We start from the raw sequence: 20,439 nt of genomic DNA, 5'->3' as shown, positions 1-20,439 counted from the left end.
GGAGTCGTCCACGATGTGTGCGGCACGCTTACTCGTGGCGCTCTTCGATCATCTCGAACGCTGCGACGAGGCTCGTGCGCATCCGTCCGAACGACACGGCGAGCGACGCTATTTCATCGCTGCCGCCGGCCGGCAGTTCGACGTCGCCGAGTTTGCCAAGACTCACTTCGTCCGCGGCGCGCGACAACATCTGCAAACGCCGCGTGAGGAGGAAGTGCACCATCGCGTTCAGCACGACGAGCACCACCGCGAATACAGCGGTCAGTGAGACCATCAGGCTGCGCCATACCGCACGGCCGCGCGCGATCGACTCCGACATCGGCACCGACACGAACTCTGCGCCGATCACGTCGTTCATGGTCCAGCCGAAACCATTGGCCGGCCCGTACTTGTCGATCATCGTGCGCGGCGCCGCGGACGGCGTGCTGTGACATTGCATGCACGCGGCGTCGGTAATGCGGCTCGGATGGGCGAGAAACAGCAACTGCTCGCCGCCCGGCGTATGACGCTGTCCGGTGGCCTGTTTCAATTCCGGATGGTCGTGCAGATGGGCGATCACTTCGCTTTCCCAGTCGCTTGGCCGGTCGCGCGGATTGGTCGGATTGAGCATCGCCGACTTGTACGAGAAGTTCGGAAACGCGCTCTGCAACGAGTTCAGCATTTCGATCGCCGAGTACGCCGGCACCGACTCGGGCACGAACGAATATTTGATCTGCGTCGCGAGCAGCGGCGTGATGTGTTGCGCCGTGTAGTTCTGCATCGCGCTGGCGGCGTTCAGAAGCACGTCCGCATCGTGACGGGTTTCGTCGAGCGCCTGCTGTTGCAACACACGATCCGCGACGAATCCGATGGCGGTCAGTCCGATCGCGAAGATCGCGATGAACACGAGATTGAACTTGATGGCGAGTGACAGCTTCATGGGCGAACCGGAGCGGATGGGTAAGCGGAACGGTAAGCGGAACGGTAGACGGAACCGGTCTGGATTGCGGGGCTCCGTATCGCGGCACGCGGTGGCGGCGGAAAGACCAGCGCACGCCAGTCCGGCAAATCGCGAATGCGCTGCACGACCGCGCGGCGAAACGCGGGATCGGTCAGACGCGCGCGAAAGCGCGAAGTGAAACGCGTCGATGGATCCCTGCGCGCCGCGAGTTCGCTGTCGAGCCAGTCCGATACGTCGTCGTAAGCGACCGGTCGGATGCTGCCCGGCGGCTCGTTGCGTGGATGGGCCGGCATCGGCAGCACACGCAACGCGTCGCGGAATGTAACGGGCATCGCGGCGACGAAAGCGGGATCAGCGCCTGCTGTCACGGCAATCGTGTCGCTCGCGGCGGGATGCATGGCGAAGCGAGGCGCATCGAGCTTGAGCGGCGCAACATTGCCGTGCGAAGCGCCGATGCCGAGAATGCTGGCCGCGCCGCTCTCACAGAACACTGCGTCGGTGTCCTGGACGTTGGCGTTCCGCTCATTGGCACTCCGATAATTCGTTGCCGTTGCCGCGATGACCAGCACGGCATTGTCCGCGGGCGTGAATCGCGTGCGCGCGGTTTCGATCACAGGGGCGGCGCAATTCGCCGTGTTTGCGTCGCACGCGTGCAGCACCTTCAGCCAGCCGCCGAGCAACGCGATATGCGCGTCGCGCATCAGCATCACGCGAGTGCCATGACCCAGCGCGACGCTATTGCCCGCGTCGTCCTGGATCTGCACGCCTGCGCTCGTCGGCGTTTCGACCATATCGTCAAGCGCAAAGCGCTGCCCGACATCTGCCTGATAACGCCCCGTCTCATGAATGACGGTGGCGGCCGCATCGGCCTGCACAAGCGTCCACGCCGCATTGGCATAGGGTGCAAGCAGCAGCAAGGCGAATGGTACAGACCGCTTGAAAAGTCCGAAGATCATCCGGATGAGCCTGGTTGAGCGTTTCAATTGGCGAAGCGCGGTGAATACGGCGCGTTATATCGCGCGAGTATCAACAGAACAGCCGGCTCGCGGGTTTATTCCAGGGTTTCGATGATCGCAAACTCGCCTTCGCGTGTCCCATATGGTGAGCCTGTCTCTGCGTGACGCACGCACGAAAAGATGCAGCCCACGACGGAACGGAATATCTGCCCGGCTGGGCTGTTCTGATTTGCGCAGACGGCGGCGAGTGTGATCTGGAACATGAACGCAACAGCTTCGACAGACGTGGAATAGATCGCGATGCTGCGCTGTTCTGGGTGCATGGACGACGCGTCTGCAACGCTGCAAGTCGAGTGCAGGCTCGTGAGACGCATCGCCGGATTCACGAAACCCTACGGATACCAGAGGAAATCAGCGCATGGCAACGAGACAGAGCAGTCAGAAATTCATCGCGCGCAATCGCGCGCCACGCGTACAGATCGAGTACGACGTGGAGCTGTACGGCGCGCAGAAAAAAGTGCAGATCCCGTTCGTGATGGGTGTGATGTCGGATCTGTCAGGCGCCAATGCCGGCGATCTTCCGCCGCTCGAAGCGCGCAAGGCGGTGGAAGTGGACGTCGATAACTTCGACAGCCGCATGCAGTCGATGAGGCCGCGGGTGAACTTCAGCGTGCCCAACACGCTGACGGGCGAAGGCAATCTGGCGGTCGATATCACCTTCGAAGGCATGGACGATTTTTCGCCCGCCGAAGTGGCGCGCAAGGTCGACTCGCTCGCGAAGCTGCTCGAGGCGCGCACGCAGCTCGCCAACCTCGGCACTTATCTCGATGGCAAGTCGGGCGCGGAGAAGCTGATCGCGCAGGCGATCAAGGATCCCGCCTTGCTGCAATCGCTGGGCGCGGCGCCGAAAGCCGCCGACACCGAACCCGCACAGGAGTGAGCGCGATCATGGAAAGCCAGAATCAGATCGAGCAAGGCGTCGAGGACTCATTGAGCGGCGCCGATGATTTCGCCGCGCTGCTCAACAGGGAGTTCAAGCCGAAGAACGAGCGCGCGAAGCAGGAAGTCGAATCGGCCGTGCGCACGCTCGCTGCACAGGTGCTGCAGGATTCGCACATCGTTTCGGATGACGTGACGCAAACCATCAACGCGTATGTCGCCGGGATCGACCGCAAGCTCAGCGAGCAGTTGAACCAGATCATGCACCACGCGGACTTTCAGAAGCTGGAAGGCGCGTGGCGAGGGCTGCACCATCTCGTTACCAACACTGAAACGGATCCGATGCTGAAGATCCGGGTGCTGAACATATCGAAGAAGGAACTCGCAAAAAATCTCAAGCGATTCAAGGGCGTTGCATGGGACCAGAGCCCTGTGTTCAAGCGCATCTATGAAGAAGAATATGGTCAGCTGGGCGGCGAACCGTATGGCTGCCTCATCGGCGATTACTACTTCGATCACGGTCCGCAGGATGTCGAACTGCTACGCGGCATTTCGCAGGTCGCCGCCGCCGCGCATGCGCCGTTCATCTCGGCGGCGGATTCGACGTTGCTCGGCATGGAAGGCTGGAACGAGCTGGCCAATCCGCGCGATCTGTCGATGATCTTCACGACGCCGGACTACGCGGGCTGGCGTTCGCTTCGCGAAATGGACGACGCCCGCTATCTCGCGCTGACGATGCCGCGCACGCTTGCACGCCTGCCGTACGGCGCGAAGACCGACCCAGTCGACGGGTTCGACTTCGAAGAAGACACCGAAGGCGCGGATTCATCGAAGTACACATGGCAGAACGCTGCGTATGCGATGGCGGTGAACATCAACCGTTCGTTCAAGTACTACGGATGGTGCACGCGGATTCGCGGCGTCGAGTCGGGAGGAGCGGTCGACAGTCTGCCGGTGCATACCTTCCCGAGCGACGACGGTGGCGTCGACATGAAGTGCCCGACCGAGATCGCGATCACCGATCGGCGCTCGGCCGAACTCGACAAGATGGGGTTGATGCCGCTCGTGCATCGCAAGAATTCGGACATCGCGGCATTCATCGGCGCGCAATCGGTCGCGAAGCCGGAAGAGTACGACGATCCGGCCGCCACGGCGAATTCGAATCTGTCGGCACGTTTGCCATACATGTTCGCGTGCTGCCGTTTCGCGCACTACCTCAAATGCATCGTGCGCGACAAGATCGGCTCATTCAGCACGCGCGAGCAGATGGAGAGCTGGCTGTCGAACTGGGTCATGAATTATGTCGATGGCGATCCGGTGAATTCCAGCGAGGAAACCAAGGCCCGCAAGCCGCTCGCTGCCGCGCAAGTCGTCGTCGAGGACGTCGAAGGCAATCCCGGCTACTACACGTCGAAGTTCTTCCTGAAGCCGCACTACCAGCTCGAAGGACTCACCGTATCGCTGCGGCTCGTATCGCGACTGCCTTCCGCGCAGGCGGCCTGAGGCTTCCGCTGCATCTCACCTTGCAGGTAATCGTCCGGAGCGGCAGCGTTCCGGTCCTGATCGTTCGTCGCTACGGCGAGCGCACTCTTTGGCTCACAAATAGAGGTCACTATGGCATTCGACATGCACCTGAAATTCGGCTCCGGAGCGGTCACGATCCAGGGCGCTTCCAATCACTCGAAGCACAAGAACCAGGTTCCGATCATCGCGTGGTCGTGGGGCGCCAGCAATACCGGCAATCTGCACACGGGTGCGGGCTATGCATCGGGCGGCAAGGCCAACATTCAGGACATCACCGTCACGAAGTACATCGACAGTTGCTCGAACGCGTTGCTAAACGCTTGCTGCACGGGCGCGCGCGTCGACAACGCCTATCTGTACGTCACCAACGCAACGGGTCAGCAGACCGACTTCCTGACCATCGAGCTGAGCGAAGGGGTGCTGGTCACGTCGGTATCCACGGGCGGCAGCGGTGGCGACGAACGACTCACCGAGAACATCACGTTGCATTTCGGGAAGTTCAAGTACTCGTTCCAGCCGCAGGACGATGAAGGCAAGGCAAACGGCGGCACCAAGGATTTCACATTCGATATCCAGCAGGTCACCAAGCAGTAAGCAGGCGGCGATACCGGTCTTTTCGCCCGCTTTCTTTGATTGAATGGAGCACATCCAGTGACACTTTCTTCAGTCGATGTCAAACCTGAAAAGCTGCTCGCGGACGGTCACTTGAACGACGCGTTGCAAGCGTTGGCCGCGAAAGTGAAAAACTCGCCGGCGGACGCGACGCTGCGCGTGTTTCTGTTTCAGTTGCTTGCGTTGCGGGGTGACTGGGAGCGTGCCGGAACCCAGTTGACCGTGGCGGGCGAACTGGAGCGACAAAACGCGTTGATGGTCGCCGCCTACCGCGCGGCACTGGTCGGCGAACGCGAACGCGAAGCCGTGCTGGCCGCCCTGCGTAACCCGGCAACGGTCGGCGAGCGGTCGGAATGGGAGCGCTTGCTGTTGCAGTCGCTGCAACAACTGTGCGGCGGACGGATCGCCGAAGCGCTCGCATTGCGCGCGCGAGCCTTCGACGAAGCGGAAACGGTGCGCGGCAGCATCGACGGCGTGCCGTTCAAATGGATCGCCGACGCAGACCCGCGTTTCGGGCCGTGCCTCGAAGTGATCCTGAAGGACAGCTATGCGTGGGTGCCGTTCTCGCGCGTCGCTGCGCTGTCTTTCGATGCGCCCACTGATCTGCGCGACAAGATCTGGGCGCCGGTGCGAATCACCTGGAAGAGCGGTGATGAGGCGATCGGCTTCGTGCCTTGCCGCTATTGCGGCAGCGAGCGAGGTGAAGACGTCGCGCTCGCGCTGGCAAAGCGTACGGCGTGGACCGATCTCGGCGACGGCTGTTTCATCGGCGTTGGTCAGCGCATGCTGATCACCGACGTCGACGAATATCCTTTGCTCGACGTGCGCTCGATCACGTTCGAAACAGCTTGAGGGGGCGCACGTCATGGCAGAACTGATGCCCCAGGAGCGTCTGCAGCCGTCGCTGCTCGATCGTCTCACCGATTTCGATCCTGCGCAGCGCGAGGAGAGCCGGGAGCAGCGCGTCATTACGGCCGCGCGTTTGCGCGAATACGTGACACGCGATATCGCGTGGCTGCTCAACTGCACGCGGCACTGGAGCAGCGACGAGCTGACCGGATTCGCGCAGGTGGGTAATTCCGTACTGAATTTCGGTATCCCCGATCTTGCGGGTGCGGCGTTGTCGGGTATCGATGCCGAGCTGTTGCAGAACCGGATCCGTTCGGCGCTGCTCGACTTCGAACCACGTCTGATCGCCAGCACTGTTCAGGTGAGCGTCGAGGTCGACGAAGCGCGCATGGGCAGCCGTTCGCTGCGTTTCCTGATCGAAGCCGACATGTGGGCGAACCCGATGCCGCTTTCTCTCTATCTTCGCACCGACGTCGATCTCGAGACCGGCGAGTTTCACGTGTCGCAACGCTTCGGCTGATCGTCATGGACCCACGACACTTGCGCTACTACAACCGTGAGCTGCAACACGTCCGTGAGATGGGAGCGGAGTTTGCGAGCGAGTATCCGAAGATTGCCGGCCGTCTCGGGATGGAAGGTCTCGATTGCGCTGACCCGTACGTCGAACGGTTGCTCGAAGGCTTCGCGTTTCTGGCGGCGCGCGTGCAAATGAAGCTTGATGCGCAGTATCCGGTGTTCACGCAGCATCTTCTGGAGATGATCTACCCGCATTACCTGACGCCGATTCCGTCGATGGCGGTCGTGCAGTTGCATCCGGATCAAGCCGAAGACCTTCCTGCCACCGGACACGCGGTCGCGCGGCACACGGTGTTGCGCGGTCTCACCGGCTTCGGCGAGCGCACGGCGTGCGAATACCGCACCGCGCACGACGTGACGCTGTGGCCGCTCGCGATCACCGAGGCGAGATACCTGGACACACCCGCGGCGCTTGCCGCCGCTGACCTCGTGCCGCCGCCGTCGAAAGCCGGGCAGGTCCGCGCGGGTTTGCGCCTGAAGTTCGCAACCCTTTCCGGCGTGGCGGCGAACACGCTCGCGCTCGACAGCCTGCCGGTTTATCTCGCCGGCGCCGACGATCTGCCGCGATGGCTCTACGAGCAGCTGATGGCCAACCGCATCGGCTATACGGTGCGCGCAACCGCGCCGGATGGGCAAACCATCGAGACACAGCATGACGCGTCGGCGCTGCGCGCCAAAGGCTTCGACGAAGAGGACGCGATACTGCCCTACGGTGGCCGTTCGTTCAGCGGTTACCGGCTGTTGCATGAGTATTTCGCGTGTCCGGAGCGTTTCCTGTTTGCCGAGTTCACGGAGCTGCGCTCGCTGCTCGCACGTTCGCGGGGCAACGAGTTCGAGATCGTGGTGTGGCTCGAGCGCAGCGTGACGCGCCTGCACAACGCGATCGATGCAGGCAACTTCCGCCTGTTCTGCACGCCGGCAATCAATCTGTTCGAGCGCCGCGCGGACCGTATTCATCTGCAGCAGGGCGACACCGAGTATCACGTGCTCGGCGACCACACCCGGCCGATGGATTTCGAAGTGCACAGCGTGCTGGAAGTGCAGGGCTACGGCGATCGCCAGGAGCCGGAGCAAAGCTTCCTGCCGTTCTATGACAGCACCGCTCGCACATGGCACGGCGGGCAGGCGGCCTTCTACACGCTGCGCCGCGAGCCGCGGCTGATCTCGAGCCGCCAGAAGCAACGTGGCGCACGCTCGAGCTACGTCGGCAGCGAAACGTTTATCGCACTCGTGGATGCCAACGACGCGCCCTATGCGACCCCGCTGCGCCAGTTAGGACTGCGGCTGCTGTGCACGAATCGCGATTTGCCGCTGCATATGCCGGTGGGCAAGTCGTACACCGATTTCACGCTCGATACCGACGCGCCCGTGGCGTCGATCCGCTGTGTGGCTGGACCGACCCGGCCACGCGCGCCGACCGCGACCGGCGAATCCGCGTGGCGGCTCATCAGCCACCTGCAGTTGAACTATCTGTCACTGCTCGACGAGGAAGGCGAAACGGGCGCGGCGGCGCTGCGCGAAATGCTCGGCCTGTATCACGACGAGTTCGACGCCGCGACGCGACGGCAGATCGAAGGCATCAAGCATGTCGCGGCGAAGCCCATCACGCGTCGCGTGCCGGTGCCCGGGCCGATCACGTATGGCCGCGGGCTCGAGATTACGCTGAGCTGCGACGATGCCGCTTTTGAAGGCAGCGGCGCATTTCTGCTCGCGTCGGTATTGCAGCATTTCTTTGCGCGCTATGTCTCGCTGAATTCGTTCGCCGAGACGGTGTTGCGCACGCTCGAACGAAACGAGGTGGCCCGATGGCCCGCGAATCCCGGCAAGCGCCCGATCCTGTAGTGCTCGAAGCCGCGTTGCGCGCGAGCCCGGAAGATTTCGAGTTCTTCGAGGCAATGCGCCGTCTCGAATGCGCGTATCCGGAACGGCCGCGGTTCGGTCATTCGACCAGGCCGGCCGAAGATCCTGTGCGTCTCGCCCATGCCGCGGCACTGGAATTTCCGTCGCGCAGCATCGCGCGCTTCGAGGCGGGAAAGGCCGGCCGGCCGGCGCGGCTGGTTGGGCTGTTTCTCGGTCTGTTCGGACCGAACGGGCCGCTGCCGTTGCACCTCACCGAATACGCCGTCGATCGGGAGCGGAACGCGAAAGACCCGACGTTCGTCGCGTTTGCCGACGTGTTTCATCACCGGATGCTGAGCCTCTTCTATCGCGCGTGGGCCGATGCGCAGCCCACCGTGCAGCTGGACCGTCCGGAACAGGATCGGTTTCGCACCTATGTCGGCGCGCTGATCGGCATCGCCACGCCGCACCTCGACGGACGCGACGCGCTGCCCGATCAGTACAAGCGCTTTTTCGCCGGGCGTCTGGTGCCGCAAGCGCGCAATGCCGAAGGACTCAGGCGTTTTCTCGAGCACTTCTTCGGTGTGCCGGTGCGCGTGCTCGAGTTCGTCGCCGGGTGGATGCAATTGCCTCGGGACGCGCGTTTGCATATCGGCAAGAGCATGGCCTCGATGGGCCGCGACGCATTGCTCGGCACGCATGTGCGCGGCGCGCAGCAGCGCTTCCGGCTGCGTGTCGGGCCGCTGACCCGCAACGAGTTCAACCGTTTTTTGCCGGGCGGCGACACGCTCCTGCAACTGGTGGCGGCGGTCAAGTTGTATGTGGGCGAAGAGAAGGGCTGGGACGTGCAGCTCGTGCTGAAGAAAGAAGAAGTGCCGCTGACGCATCTGGGTCAGGCGGCCCGCATGGGCTTCAACACGTGGATGGGCCGCTATCCGCAGCACAACGATGCCGACCAGGTCGTGTTGAGCCCGGCCGAGTGAAGTCCGGCGTACGCATGTCCGGGCATCTTTCAACTGAACTGGCGACTGCTTCGCGGCCGCCTCTGGTCATACAGGATTGGAATCATGGCTGAAATAAGTCGTGGCGCCTTGTTCGGCAAGCTCAACGCGCTGGCCTATCGGGGTATCGAAAGCGCTACCGTGTTCTGCAGGCTACGCGGCAACCCGTACGTCGAACTGGCGCACTGGATTCATCAGATCCTGCAGCTGCAGGATTCGGATCTGCATCGCATCGTCAGGCATTTCGGCCTGGATCCGTCGCACCTTGCACGCGACGTCACGGTCGCACTCGAACGTTTGCCGCGCGGCAGTACGAGCATCTCCGATCTGTCGGCCGAGGTGGAAGAAGCGGTCGAGCGCGGCTGGGTATTCGCTACGCTGCTGTTCGGCGAAGCCCAGGTGCGCACCGGCTATCTGATCGTCGGCCTTTTGCGTACGCGACACTTGCGCCACGCATTGCTCGATGTCTCGGGGGAATTCGACAAGCTACGCGCCGAGACGTTGGCCGACGACTTCGCCGGCATCGTCGAAGGCTCGCCGGAAGACGGCCAGCTTGCCACCGACGGGTTTCGTGCCGGCGCGGTTGCGTCCGGCGAGCTTGCGCCGGGCGAGAGCAGCGGTGCGATGGCGCCCGCGCAGATGGGCAGGCAACAGGCGTTGCAGCAGTTCACGGTCGATCTGACCGCGCAGGCGCGCGACGGCAAGATCGACCCGGTGGTGGGCCGCGACGCCGAGATTCGCCAATTGGTCGACGTACTGATGCGCCGGCGCCAGAACAACCCCATGCTGGTCGGCGAAGCGGGCGTCGGCAAGACGGCTGTGGTGGAGGGGTTCGCACTGCGCATTGCGCGTGCCGACGTGCCGCCGCCATTGCGCAACGTGCAGGTACGTGCGCTCGATATCGGCCTGTTGCAGGCCGGCGCGAGCATGAAGGGCGAGTTCGAAAACCGCCTGCGTCAGGTGATCGACGAAGTGCAGTCTTCGCGCAAGCCGATCGTCCTGTTCATCGACGAAGCGCATACGCTGGTGGGCGCGGGCGGTACGGCGGGCACCGGCGACGCGGCGAACCTGCTCAAGCCCGCGCTCGCGCGCGGCAATCTGCGCACGATCGGCGCGACCACCTGGGCCGAATACCGCAAGCACATCGAGAAGGATCCGGCGCTGACGCGACGTTTCCAGCCCGTGCAGGTGGACGAACCGAGCGAAGAGAAGACCATCCTGATGATGCGCGGTACCGCGAGCGTGATGGAGCAGCATCATCGTGTGCAGATTCTCGACGAAGCGCTCGAAGCAGCCGTCAAGTTGTCGCATCGCTATATTCCCGCGCGTCAGTTGCCGGACAAGGCCGTGAGCCTGCTCGATACCGCGTGCGCGCGTGTCGCGATCAGCCAGCACGCGGTGCCGGCGAAAATCGACGACACACTCAAGCGGATCGAGGCGCTGCAGACCGAGCAGACGATCATCGCGCGCGAGAAAAGCGTCGGCATGGAGGTGGAGGCTCGCGAGTCGCTGGCTTCAGCGACGCTCGAAGCGGAACGGCTGCGGTTGCAGCAGTTCGAAGCCGCGTGGGACAACGAGAAATCGCTGGTCCAGCAGATTCTGGCGTTGCGCGCGCGGCTAGGAGGCGAGGCCGCGCCGGGCGAGAGCGCCGGCAGTGCGCGGGAACCGACCGCGCACGGCGACGCGAAGTCCGACGCATCGACCAACTCGTTCGCGCTGCCGGCGCTCGACGATGACACGAGGGCAGAGGTGCTTGCCGAGTTGAAACAACTGCAGGCGCAGCTCGCCGAGCGGCAGGGCGAAAACCCGCTGATCCTGGCGAATGTCGACTACCAGGCGGTCGCGTCGGTCGTCGCTGACTGGACCGGCATTCCGGTCGGGCGCATGGTTCGTAGCGAACTGCGGACCGTGATGAATCTCGCCGACCTGATGTGCGAGCGCGTCGTCGGTCAGGACCACGCGATGGAGATGATCGCCAGGCGCATCCAGACATCGCGCGCCGGTCTCGACAACCCCAACCGTCCGATCGGCGTGTTCATGCTCGCCGGCACGTCGGGCGTTGGCAAGACCGAGACCGCGCTGGCGCTCGCCGAGGCGCTGTACGGCGGCGAGCACAACCTGATCACGATCAACATGAGCGAGTTTCAGGAAGCGCACACGGTTTCGACGCTGAAGGGCGCGCCGCCAGGCTATGTCGGTTATGGCGAAGGCGGAGTGCTGACCGAGGCCGTGCGGCGTAAGCCGTATTCGGTGGTGCTGCTCGACGAAGTGGAGAAAGCGCATCCCGATGTCCACGAAATCTTCTTTCAGGTGTTTGACAAGGGCGTGATGGATGACGGTGAAGGCCGCTCGATCAATTTCAGGAACACCTTGATCCTGCTGACCACGAACGTCGGCACGGATCTGATCGCCGGCCTGTGCCTGGACCCGGAGCTGATGCCGGATGCGCAGGGCCTCGCCAAAGCGCTGCGCGAACCGTTGCTCGAGGTGTTTCCCCCCGCGCTGCTAGGCCGGCTCGTGCCGATTCCTTACTTCCCGCTCAGTGGCGCGATGCTCGCGAAGATCGTGAGACTGCAACTGGATCGCATCAAGCGGCGTATCGAGGATCGCTATCGCGTGCCGCTCGACTATGACGACGCCGTGGCGCAACTGGTCGTGAGTCGCTGCACGGAGAGCGAATCGGGTGGCCGGATGATCGATGCGATTCTGACCAACACGATGTTGCCTGCGATCAGCCGCGAGTTTCTCGCACGCATGATCGACGGCGTCGCGATCGAGCGGGTTGGCGTGAGCGTCGAGGACGGCGATTTTGCGTATCGCTTCGACGAGTGTGCGCCGCTCATCGCCGCGATTCCCAGCATTCCTGATTAGTGTGACCGGGGCGGCACATGCTGAGGCGGTCGAAAGAAATTGACCTTTACGAGGAGTTCAAAACGTGAAAGCTATTCCAAAGATAATTCATATTATCTGGATTGGCGGCGATATCCCGCAACGAAACCGCGATTGCATCATAACGTTTCCAAGGTTGAACCCCGATTGGGAGGTGAATCTCTGGATTGACGCCAATCAGTTACTGACAGGCGAACGTCGCCGCCAGATCAGCGTACAACACAATGCCAGCACTACTCCGAACCAATGGGATGAGGTGGCTCAACGTCTGGGTCAGGACGGGGGCGATTCGGCAACGATGAGATATCTGAATCAGTATCTGAACATGCGCGGCGAGGATTTGCGTGGAATGCGGGGCCGGCAGGTCAACTCGATCATAAACTTCTGCGAGCAGAACAGGCTCAAGCTGCGCGAGGTGCAGCATGATTTAAAGATGGGTAAGAACTCTACGATTTACCGACGCGAATTGGTCAATCGCGGAGCCAACTTCGGTTCGGCCAGCGATATTCTGCGAATCGAGATTCTTCTTCAGCATGGCGGTCTCTATGTCGATACCGACGTCAGCTGCGTCAGTCCCTTGGGGGAGATCATCTGCCACCAGTCTTACCCGCGATTCTCCGCCGTGCATCCCGCCTGGTATCAGGGAATAAGCGAGAGCGACTGGGTGAATCCAAACTGGTGGGAACAGCACGTCAGAGGCGACCAGACGCCATCGATCAGCAACTCGATCATTGCGAGTCACGCTGGCAGCGGTGGCTTGAAGTCCTACAAATCGCTCATACACAGCAACTTCAGATCGATCAAGACCAGCGATGATCTGCGAACAGAATATATGAATGACGTCCGGACGAGCACGATCAGAATGACGGGACCAACGGCAGCAGCGGAGAGTTCAGGCTTCAAAAAGGTCCGGGACAAAATGTTCGAGGAGCAAGTCCGCACTCAGACCTCGGATCAGAAACTGCAGAACAATCTTTTCATGCGAGATAACTGGTACTTCCCCATGCACAAGGTCACGGACAGTTACTTTCACGATTGGCTTGGCGTATGAGTTCTTCGAGCGAATCCGGGATCACGTCAATATCGGGTTGATCCATAACACGCAGGACGACCGTCCCGTGGTCGCGAACGACCCGGTGGACAATTCGCGGCAACTGGTCAATAAGGGTTCGGATCCGCTCACTCAGGAGACCTATAAGGAGACCTATATCAAATTCATTTGCGCCATGGCGAAGGAATAGATCGCGTGGGCCGGGTGTTCTGTTTGCCAAAGGGCGTACTAATCGCGCCGGGAGATGGAGCGATGCCAGCAGGCAAAAACCGTCAACTTGGAGGCGTCCGGTTCGCAACAGCGGCGCCGATACCGGTTCGATCACCGCGCTGCGGCTTTCCGTCCAGTACGACTTACCCGCAACGTAAAGAAGGTTCGCAGATCACGTCATGGCCCACGCAATCACACTCACTTCCAGTCTCGGCAGCAGTCTCCTGTTCGCAAACATGACCGCGACCGAGTCGCTCGGTCGGCTGTTTTCATATCGGCTCGAAGCGATCAGCAAGAACGCGGAAGTCGATCTGCGTTCGCTGCTAGGCACGCCGATGACGGTGAAGCTTGTCACGCCGCAAGGCTATACGCGCTACTTCAACGCGATTGTCCGCGAAGGCGAGCAAGGCGGCTTCGTCAACATCGACAACGTGCGCTATGCGGTCTACACGTTCACGCTCGTGCCGAAACCGTGGTTGGCGACGCGCAGACGCGACTGCCGCATCTATCGAAGCATGAGTGTGCCGCAGATCGTCCAGTCGGTACTTGGCGACATCGGCTATAGCGATCTGAAGGTGAGCCTCAGCGGTAGCTATCCGCCGCGCGACTATTGCGTGCAGTACCGCGAAAGCGACTTCGACTTCGTCAGCCGGCTGATGGAGCAGGAAGGCATCTACTACTTCTTCACGCATACGCAGAGCACGCACACGATGGTGCTCGCCGATGCGCTCGGCGCACACTCGAGCGTGGCTGGCTTCGAGCAGATTCCCTATGCGCCGCCGATCGGGCGGGGCAAGCGCATGAAGGCGTCGATCAGCGACTGGGCGACCTCTCGCGCGGTCAACGCGACGAAAGTGCAGCTCGACGACTACGACTATCTGAAGCCGAAAGCATCGCTGCTTGCCACCGAAGAGCTGACCGACATGGAGGACGCGCACAACGTGAGCGGCCTCGACATCTACGACTATGGGTACGACTACGTTGGCTACGACGAGCGTCTGTCCGACGGCCAGCGCTACGCGCAGGTGCGCGCGGATGCGTTGAATGTGCCGCTCGCGATGAGCGCCGGCCACACCGACGCCTGTGGTCTCGCCACGGGTGCGCTGTTCAGGCTCAAGGACTTTCCGCTTGCCGACGCGAATCACGAATACCTCGTGATCGACGCGGTGACGCGCCTCGTCGAGCCGGACTACTCGGCGGGCGGCGGTGGAGACGATGGCGAGGCGCCGTTCAAGTGCGGCTTCAAGGCGATCCGCAGCCGCCGGCTGTTTCGCACGATGCCGACGACGCCGCGTCCGGTGATCGCTGGCCTGCAGACGGCGGTGGTGTACGGCGATACGCCCGAAGACATCGCCGTCGACAAATACGGCCGCGTGCAGGTCACGTTCTTCTGGAATCGTCAGGGCAAACCGAACGCGCGGAACTCGTGCCCGGTGCGGGTCGCGCAGATGTGGGCCGGCAAGCGCTGGGGCGCACAGTTCATCCCGCGCGTCGGACAGGAAGTGGTGGTCAGCTTTCTCGACGGCAATCCGGACCGGCCGCTGATCATCGGCAGTGTCTACAACGCCGACAACATGCCGCCGTACAACCTGCCGGACAACAAGACCCAAAGCGGTGTGAAAAGCCGCAGCCACGAAGGTGGCGGTAGTGACGACTACAACGAGATCCGCTTCGAAGACCGGGTGGGCCGCGAGCAGGTGCTGATTCACGCGCAAAAGGATCTGCGCGAAGAGTCGGAGCACGACCACGATGTACAGGTCGCGCGCAACTACACGCTGACGGCGGGCAACCAGATCAGGCTGGTCACCGGACTTGCCAGCATCACGATGAACAGCAGCGGCGAGATCGCGATTCAAGGCACCAGCATCTCGCTTAACGGAGAGATGAACGTGACGATGGCATCGGGTCTTGCGATGGAAATCAACTCGAAAGCGAATCTGAACATGAGTTCGATCGCGGCGATGGAAATCCTGTCCGAGGCCGATTGCCTCGTGCAGTCCACCAACCTGCAGTTGATCGGGACCGCGACGGCGGTACTGGGCGGCGCGGCTCCGATGATCTTATGAGCACGCCGTCGATTTTCGAAGCAGCGCGCCAGATGCGGCTGTCCACGCGCGCGCAAGCGTGCCTGCGGCCGTCGATGGCGGCGCGTTCGGCGGTGCAGACATTGCTCGACGCCGGACATTCAGCCGATGCGTTGAGCCTGCTTGGTCGGCTTCTGCCGCGCCGTTATGCGGTGGCGTGGGCGTGCCAGTGCTGCCGCCGTCAGACGCTCGACGAACACGACCGCGCTGGTCTCGAACTCGCGGAAGCGTGGGTGCGCGATCCCATGGAAGCGCAACGCGCCGCGGCGCTCGCGTTCGCGAAGACGCATCGCTACCGGACGATCGGTGCATGGACGGCTGCCGCCGCAGGTTGGTCGGGCGGCAACCTGAATCCGGAGCACGAGCGGCCGACGCCGCCGCCGGAGCATCTGACGGCGATCGCGGCGACGGCCGCGGTGAGCTACATGGCCGCGCTGGTTCCCGCGCGGTTCGATGCACGCCGTGCCGCGTTCGTGCGCGATGCGCTGGGTCTGCTGAGTGTTCCTGAAGGTATCGATGGAGGTATGCAATGAGCGCCGCGCAGAGGCTGATTCTCTCGATAGAAGGCGAGGGGACCGGCGGCTTCGACGCAAGCCGCGAGCAGGTGTTCGACTGCCGCGATGGCAGCATCGGCCGTTCCGACGAGTGCGACTGGGTGCTGGGCACGGAAGGCGTGTCGCGTCTGCACGCGCTGGTGCGCTACCTGAACGGCATGTATTTCATCGAGGACCGCAGCACGAACGGCATGTCGCTGAACGGCGCGCCACTGCGAAAAGGCGATCCGGCCGCCCTGAAGCAAGGCGACCGCTTGCAGATCGACACGTTCGATGTCAGCGTGCGCTTGAGCGGCAACGGTGCGACCGAACCGGACCCGCGGGCCGGCTCGGTCGATCCGGGGCGCACCGCGTCTTTCGTTGCTGCCGCGCCGGCCCCTGCCTGCGCACCGGCGCCTGCGCCTGCGCAAAACAGGGGTCCGCTGGACCTGAGCCTGCTGCTCGCGCTACGGCGCGCTACCCCGGCGCAGGAGCATGCGGGCGAGGCCGAAGGCCTGATTCCGGGCGTCGCCGATGGATCGGCGCCGGGTGCGAGTCTCGATCCACTCGCGTTGTTCGATGTGCCATCGTCCTACGCCGACGAACCGCTGCCTCGCGTATCGTCCGCGCCCGGTTGGAACCACACGCCTGCGGCGGCCGACCGCTTCCGGCCGCCGCAGGCCGAGGCAGCACGGCTTGGCGGGCCCGTGCTCCCGGAAGACTGGGACGCCACCGCGAGCCTGGTCGCCGCGCGTTCCGGGCAGGGGCGGTTCGAACCTTCTGAAGATGTGTCCATGACGACTGGCGGGATCCCGGCGCTTGTGCCCGCACCGTCGCCGCGACAGCAACGCTGGTCGGGAGATCTGACCGGACCATTCGCGGTTGCGCCAACGCACGCATCGACGCCGACGCAGGTGCCGCCGCAAAATCAAACGCAGTCGGAAACGCCGATGCATTCGCACGCGTCGCCGGACACAACACCCGTCGTGATCGCTGCGGCAGTTGCATCGCCGGCAGTGCCTGCGGTTCCGACGGCTCCGCTCGCCTCTGCCGCCCCGTCGCCCGCCGGCGAAGACGCTCCCGAATTGATGGAAATGTTCCACATTGCCGTCGACGCGATGATGGACGTGCTACGCGCGCGCGCCGAACTGAAGAACAGCTTCCGGCTGCCCGCGACGTTGATCCAGCGTTCTGAAAACAACCCGTTGAAGTTCGCGCCGACCGCGCAGGAAGCCGTCACGAGGCTGCTCGCGCCGCCCGATGGCGGCTTCCTCCGCGGCAACGCCGCGCTGAACGATGCCGCCGACGACATCCGCAATCACCAGATGGCGATGCTTGCTGGCGTGCGTTCCGCGTTCCAGTCGCTGCTCGCGCATTTCGATCCGGCGAGGATCGAACGGGAAGCCGAAGGCAGCGTGCGCCGTTTGCCGCTCGGTGGCCGGCCGCGTCACTGGGAGCGCTACAAGGAACAGTTTGAAGAAGTCACGAGCAATCCCGATGAATGCTTCAGGCGGCTTTTCGGCGATGAATTCGCGCGCGCCTACGAAGAACAGCTCGGACGCCTGAAAAGGCGGCGCAACGAGCCAACGTAACCAGCCAACGCGACCCGCCGGCGTAACGCGGTGCGGCGAGGCCCGAGGCCGTCGCGACCCGCACTCGTCGCGCGACGTGTGACAACCCCTATCCGGTTCACCGACATGACCCAGAGCAACAAGGTGGTATGGAGCGAAGGCCTGTTCCTCAGGCCGCAGCACATGCAGCAGCAGGAACGCTATTTCGAGCGTTACGTGGAGCTGCGCGCGGGCAATCTGCGTCCGCACGCATGGGGCTTTCACGAACTCGAACTGGAAAGCGACCTGCTCGCAATCGGCAAGCTCGGCATCAAGCGCGCACGCGGCGTGTTTCCCGACGGCACGCCGTTCGCAATGCCCGGCGATGATCCACTGCCGCCGCCGCTCGATATCGATGCGAACTGGCGCGACCAGATCGTTCATCTGACCTTGCCGCTGCGTTCGCCCACGCAGCCGGACAGCGCATGGCCCGGCGCCGGCAGCGATCAACTGTTCCGCTATCGCGTGCGCGAAACCGAAGTGCGCGATGCGTCGGGCAGCATGGAAGGCGTCACTGCGCTCGAAGTCGCGGGCATGAGCACACGTCTTTTACCCGAATTGCAGCCGATGGAAGGCCTGATGCGGATTCCGTTGGCACGGGTCGTCGAATGCCGAGCCGATCGGCGGGTGATCCTCGACGATGGCTTCGTGCCGACCTCGCAGAGCACCGAAGCGGCCGGGCGGCTCGTCACCTTCCTGTCCGAGCTGCTAGGCCTGCTGCATCAGCGCGGCGAGGCGCTCGCAGGACGTGTGAGCGAGACCGATCGCGGCGGTGCCGCGGAAATCGCGGACTTTCTGCTGCTGCAGGTGATCAACCGCTATCAGCCGCTCGTCGCGCATCTTGCCGAGGCGCCGCTGCTGCACCCCGAAGCGCTTTACCGGCTGCTGCTCGAACTGGCCGGCGAGCTGGCTACATTCACGACGCCGGGCAAGCGCGCGCAGGCTTTTCCGCCGTATCGGCACGAACTGCTGCGCGAAAGCTTCGAGCCGGTGATCGCGGCGCTGCGCATCGCGTTGAGCGCGGTGCTCGAACAGAGTGCTGTCGCGATTCCGCTGCAGCAGCGCAAGTATGGCGTGTGGGTCGGCATGGTGGCCGATCTCACGCTGCTCGATACGGCGAGCTTCGTGCTCGCCGCGAAGGCCGACCTGAAGTCCGAAGACATGCGCCGGCAACTGCCGACTCAATCGAAGATCGGTCCTGTCGAAAAGATCCGCGATCTGGTGAACCTGCAACTGCCGGGCATCGGCGTATCGCCGATGGCGGTCGCGCCGCGCCAGTTGCCCTACATGTCGGGCTTCCTCTATTTCGAGTGCGACAGAAACTCGCCGATGTGGCGCATGTTGAAGACGTCCGGCGGCATCGCGATGCACTTCGGCAGCGGCTTCGCCGGTCTCGACCTGCAACTGTGGGCGGTACGCGCATGAATACCACCAACGACCGTTCCGCCGACGCAACCCGGCGCGGCGATGCGACGATGGTGCACCCGCAGCGCGCCGTCAACGGCGATCCCAACGCCGATCTCAACACCGACGCCGGCGAGCTCACGCGCATCGTGCGGCCGGCATCGCCCACTTCGCGCGTGATGCCGGCAAACCGGCCATCGCAGCCGCCTGGCCCGCCGCCGCTGCGCGCCGAGCTGGGCGACTTCCTGAGCGGTGTCGCCAATCCGCTCGTCCGTGCGGCCAATCCGCTGCTGCTGCTGACGGTGCAATTGCGGCACAGCGTTGCGCCGCCCACCGACGTCGGCCGTCTGCGCGAACAGGCGGTCGCACAGGTGCGCAGCTTCGAGCGCTACGCACAGGGCGCGGGCATCGACACGCAAACCATCGTGGCAGCGCGCTACGTGCTATGCACGATGCTCGACGAGTCGGTGAACAATGCGCCGTGGGGCGACCTGAGCGGCTGGGCGCAAAAGACGCTGCTCGTGACATTCCACGGCGAGGCCTACGGTGGCGCGAAGTTCTTCCAGATTCTCGATCGCCTGAGCGTCGACTTCTCGCGCCATCTCGATCTGATCGAGCTGATGTACATCTGTCTCGCGCTGGGCTTCGGCGGACGCTATCTCGTGGAACCAGGCGGCCTCGCGCGCCTGGCCGACATTCAGGATGATCTCTATCGGCGCATTCGCGGGCTGCGCGAAGCGCCCGCTGCGGAACTGGCGCCGCATTGGCGCGGCGTCGAAGACCGCCGCAATCCGGTGATGCGGCATGTGCCGATGTGGGTCGCCGCGTCGGCTGCGGCCGTCGTGCTGCTGGGTGCATTCCTGGTGTTTTTCACGAAGCTCAACGCGCTCGCTGCGCCAGTCGGCGCACAGCTTGCCGCGATCGGTCTCGAGAACACGCCGCCGCCGCAAACCGTCGCGACGCCCGCGCCCACGGCCGCGCGCGTGACGCTCAAGCAACTGCTCGCGCCACAGGAACAGGCCGGCCAGTTGAGCGTCGACGAACAACCCGATGGCCGCGCCACGGTGCGTCTCGCCGCCGCCGAACTGTTCCCGTCGGGCGGCGCCGACATCGCGCCCGACGTGGTGTCGCTCCTGCACCGGATCACGTCGGCGCTGAATCAGGTGAAGGGCAGGGTGATCGTCGTCGGCCACACCGACGACCAGCCCGTGCGTTCGCTGACCTTCAAGGACAACTTCGCGCTGTCGACGGCGCGCGCGCAGAACACGCAGCAGATTCTCGCGCAGGGGCTCGACGATCCGCATCGTCTCGAAGCGAGCGGCGCTGGCTCGTCGCAGCCGATCGCGACGCCGGCCGATCTGCCGGCGAACCGCACGCGCAACCGTCGCGTGGAAATCCTGTATATCCCGGAGCACTGAACCC

17 protein-coding genes are annotated in these 20,439 nt (G+C 63.4%); 14 read left to right on the top strand and 3 right to left on the bottom strand.

The annotated features are described in order from the left end of the window. Positions 1–28: 28 nt before the first annotated feature. The 3 genes from HWY30_RS10950 to HWY30_RS10940 form a co-directional block, all read right to left on the bottom strand. Entirely contained in the window at positions 29–919 is an 891-nt protein-coding gene (locus HWY30_RS10950) for a c-type heme family protein (protein ID WP_090804239.1), read from the bottom strand. Then, the gene (locus HWY30_RS10945) at positions 916–1,896 is read right to left on the bottom strand and encodes a hypothetical protein (protein ID WP_090804241.1); all 981 of its coding nucleotides are present in this window, start codon (positions 1,894–1,896) and stop codon (positions 916–918) included. Before HWY30_RS10945 ends, HWY30_RS10950 begins: the two co-directional genes overlap by 4 nt. A gap of 95 nt (positions 1,897–1,991) precedes the next feature. After that, a complete protein-coding gene (locus tag HWY30_RS10940) occupies positions 1,992–2,219 on the bottom strand; it encodes a hypothetical protein (RefSeq protein WP_143037152.1) in 228 nt (75 codons plus the stop codon). Between the two features lie 95 nt (positions 2,220–2,314). Between HWY30_RS10940 and tssB the strand changes: the two genes are divergently transcribed. The 14 genes from tssB to icmH all read left to right on the top strand — a co-directional run bounded on the left by tssB (position 2,315) and on the right by icmH (position 20,435). Beyond that, positions 2,315–2,836, top strand: a complete 522-nt coding sequence (gene tssB / locus HWY30_RS10935) for a type VI secretion system contractile sheath small subunit (protein ID WP_090804246.1) — start codon at positions 2,315–2,317, stop codon at positions 2,834–2,836. A gap of 8 nt (positions 2,837–2,844) precedes the next feature. Then, positions 2,845–4,338, top strand: a complete 1,494-nt coding sequence (tssC, locus tag HWY30_RS10930) for a type VI secretion system contractile sheath large subunit (RefSeq protein ID WP_090804247.1) — start codon at positions 2,845–2,847, stop codon at positions 4,336–4,338. Between the two features lie 111 nt (positions 4,339–4,449). Then, positions 4,450–4,953, top strand: coding sequence for an Hcp family type VI secretion system effector (locus HWY30_RS10925; RefSeq protein WP_090804249.1), 504 nt, complete (start codon positions 4,450–4,452; stop codon positions 4,951–4,953). Positions 4,954–5,010: 57 nt separating this feature from the next. Further along, the gene (locus HWY30_RS10920) at positions 5,011–5,823 is read left to right on the top strand and encodes a type VI secretion system accessory protein TagJ (RefSeq protein ID WP_090804251.1); all 813 of its coding nucleotides are present in this window, start codon (positions 5,011–5,013) and stop codon (positions 5,821–5,823) included. 13 nt (positions 5,824–5,836) lie between these two features. After that, positions 5,837–6,340 (top strand): type VI secretion system baseplate subunit TssE, encoded by a 504-nt coding sequence (gene tssE / locus HWY30_RS10915; protein WP_090804253.1) that lies wholly within the window; start codon positions 5,837–5,839, stop codon positions 6,338–6,340. Positions 6,341–6,345: 5 nt separating this feature from the next. Next, positions 6,346–8,238: a type VI secretion system baseplate subunit TssF gene (gene tssF / locus HWY30_RS10910; protein WP_090804255.1), complete on the top strand. Its 1,893-nt coding sequence runs from the start codon at positions 6,346–6,348 to the stop codon at positions 8,236–8,238. Beyond that, positions 8,202–9,218 (top strand): type VI secretion system baseplate subunit TssG, encoded by a 1,017-nt coding sequence (gene tssG / locus HWY30_RS10905; protein ID WP_090804258.1) that lies wholly within the window; start codon positions 8,202–8,204, stop codon positions 9,216–9,218. The genes tssF and tssG overlap by 37 nt, the downstream gene beginning before the upstream one ends. Positions 9,219–9,302: 84 nt before the next feature. Further along, positions 9,303–12,107, top strand: coding sequence for a type VI secretion system ATPase TssH (tssH, locus tag HWY30_RS10900; RefSeq protein WP_090804260.1), 2,805 nt, complete (start codon positions 9,303–9,305; stop codon positions 12,105–12,107). Positions 12,108–12,171: 64 nt separating this feature from the next. Beyond that, on the top strand, positions 12,172–13,176 hold the full coding sequence (locus HWY30_RS10895; protein ID WP_090804262.1) for a TcdA/TcdB catalytic glycosyltransferase domain-containing protein: 1,005 nt from the start codon (positions 12,172–12,174) through the stop codon (positions 13,174–13,176). A gap of 389 nt (positions 13,177–13,565) precedes the next feature. Next, positions 13,566–15,452, top strand: coding sequence for a type VI secretion system tip protein TssI/VgrG (tssI, locus tag HWY30_RS10890; protein ID WP_167368639.1), 1,887 nt, complete (start codon positions 13,566–13,568; stop codon positions 15,450–15,452). Further along, complete coding sequence (locus tag HWY30_RS10885) at positions 15,449–16,003, top strand: DUF6931 family protein (RefSeq protein WP_090804266.1); 555 nt, start codon at positions 15,449–15,451, stop codon at positions 16,001–16,003. The genes tssI and HWY30_RS10885 overlap by 4 nt, the downstream gene beginning before the upstream one ends. Then, entirely contained in the window at positions 16,000–17,595 is a 1,596-nt protein-coding gene (tagH, locus tag HWY30_RS10880; RefSeq protein ID WP_090804268.1) for a type VI secretion system-associated FHA domain protein TagH, read from the top strand. Before HWY30_RS10885 ends, tagH begins: the two co-directional genes overlap by 4 nt. A gap of 105 nt (positions 17,596–17,700) precedes the next feature. Next, positions 17,701–19,038 (top strand): type VI secretion system baseplate subunit TssK, encoded by a 1,338-nt coding sequence (gene tssK / locus HWY30_RS10875; protein WP_090804269.1) that lies wholly within the window; start codon positions 17,701–17,703, stop codon positions 19,036–19,038. Then, complete coding sequence (gene icmH / locus HWY30_RS10870) at positions 19,035–20,435, top strand: type IVB secretion system protein IcmH/DotU (RefSeq protein WP_244144868.1); 1,401 nt, start codon at positions 19,035–19,037, stop codon at positions 20,433–20,435. The genes tssK and icmH overlap by 4 nt, the downstream gene beginning before the upstream one ends. Positions 20,436–20,439 lie beyond the last annotated feature (4 nt).

The sequence above is a fragment of the Paraburkholderia tuberum STM678 genome (assembly GCF_902833905.1).
Taxonomy (GTDB): domain Bacteria; phylum Pseudomonadota; class Gammaproteobacteria; order Burkholderiales; family Burkholderiaceae; genus Paraburkholderia; species Paraburkholderia tuberum.
This window is presented reverse-complemented; position numbering and strand designations above follow the sequence as displayed.

Excerpts from the sequence above, each read along its gene's own strand:
- HWY30_RS10950 (WP_090804239.1), bottom strand. The coding sequence starts at position 919 with ATGAAGCTGTCACTCGCCATCAAGTTCAATCTCGTGTTCATCGCGATC.
- HWY30_RS10945 (WP_090804241.1), bottom strand. The coding sequence starts at position 1,896 with ATGATCTTCGGACTTTTCAAGCGGTCTGTACCATTCGCCTTGCTGCTG.
- HWY30_RS10940 (WP_143037152.1), bottom strand. The coding sequence starts at position 2,219 with ATGCACCCAGAACAGCGCAGCATCGCGATCTATTCCACGTCTGTCGAA.
- tssB (WP_090804246.1), top strand. The coding sequence starts at position 2,315 with ATGGCAACGAGACAGAGCAGTCAGAAATTCATCGCGCGCAATCGCGCG.
- tssC (WP_090804247.1), top strand. The coding sequence starts at position 2,845 with ATGGAAAGCCAGAATCAGATCGAGCAAGGCGTCGAGGACTCATTGAGC.
- HWY30_RS10925 (WP_090804249.1), top strand. The coding sequence starts at position 4,450 with ATGGCATTCGACATGCACCTGAAATTCGGCTCCGGAGCGGTCACGATC.
- tssE (WP_090804253.1), top strand. The coding sequence starts at position 5,837 with ATGGCAGAACTGATGCCCCAGGAGCGTCTGCAGCCGTCGCTGCTCGAT.
- tssF (WP_090804255.1), top strand. The coding sequence starts at position 6,346 with ATGGACCCACGACACTTGCGCTACTACAACCGTGAGCTGCAACACGTC.
- tssG (WP_090804258.1), top strand. The coding sequence starts at position 8,202 with ATGGCCCGCGAATCCCGGCAAGCGCCCGATCCTGTAGTGCTCGAAGCC.
- tssH (WP_090804260.1), top strand. The coding sequence starts at position 9,303 with ATGGCTGAAATAAGTCGTGGCGCCTTGTTCGGCAAGCTCAACGCGCTG.
- tssI (WP_167368639.1), top strand. The coding sequence starts at position 13,566 with ATGGCCCACGCAATCACACTCACTTCCAGTCTCGGCAGCAGTCTCCTG.
- HWY30_RS10885 (WP_090804266.1), top strand. The coding sequence starts at position 15,449 with ATGAGCACGCCGTCGATTTTCGAAGCAGCGCGCCAGATGCGGCTGTCC.
- tagH (WP_090804268.1), top strand. The coding sequence starts at position 16,000 with ATGAGCGCCGCGCAGAGGCTGATTCTCTCGATAGAAGGCGAGGGGACC.
- tssK (WP_090804269.1), top strand. The coding sequence starts at position 17,701 with ATGACCCAGAGCAACAAGGTGGTATGGAGCGAAGGCCTGTTCCTCAGG.
- icmH (WP_244144868.1), top strand. The coding sequence starts at position 19,035 with ATGAATACCACCAACGACCGTTCCGCCGACGCAACCCGGCGCGGCGAT.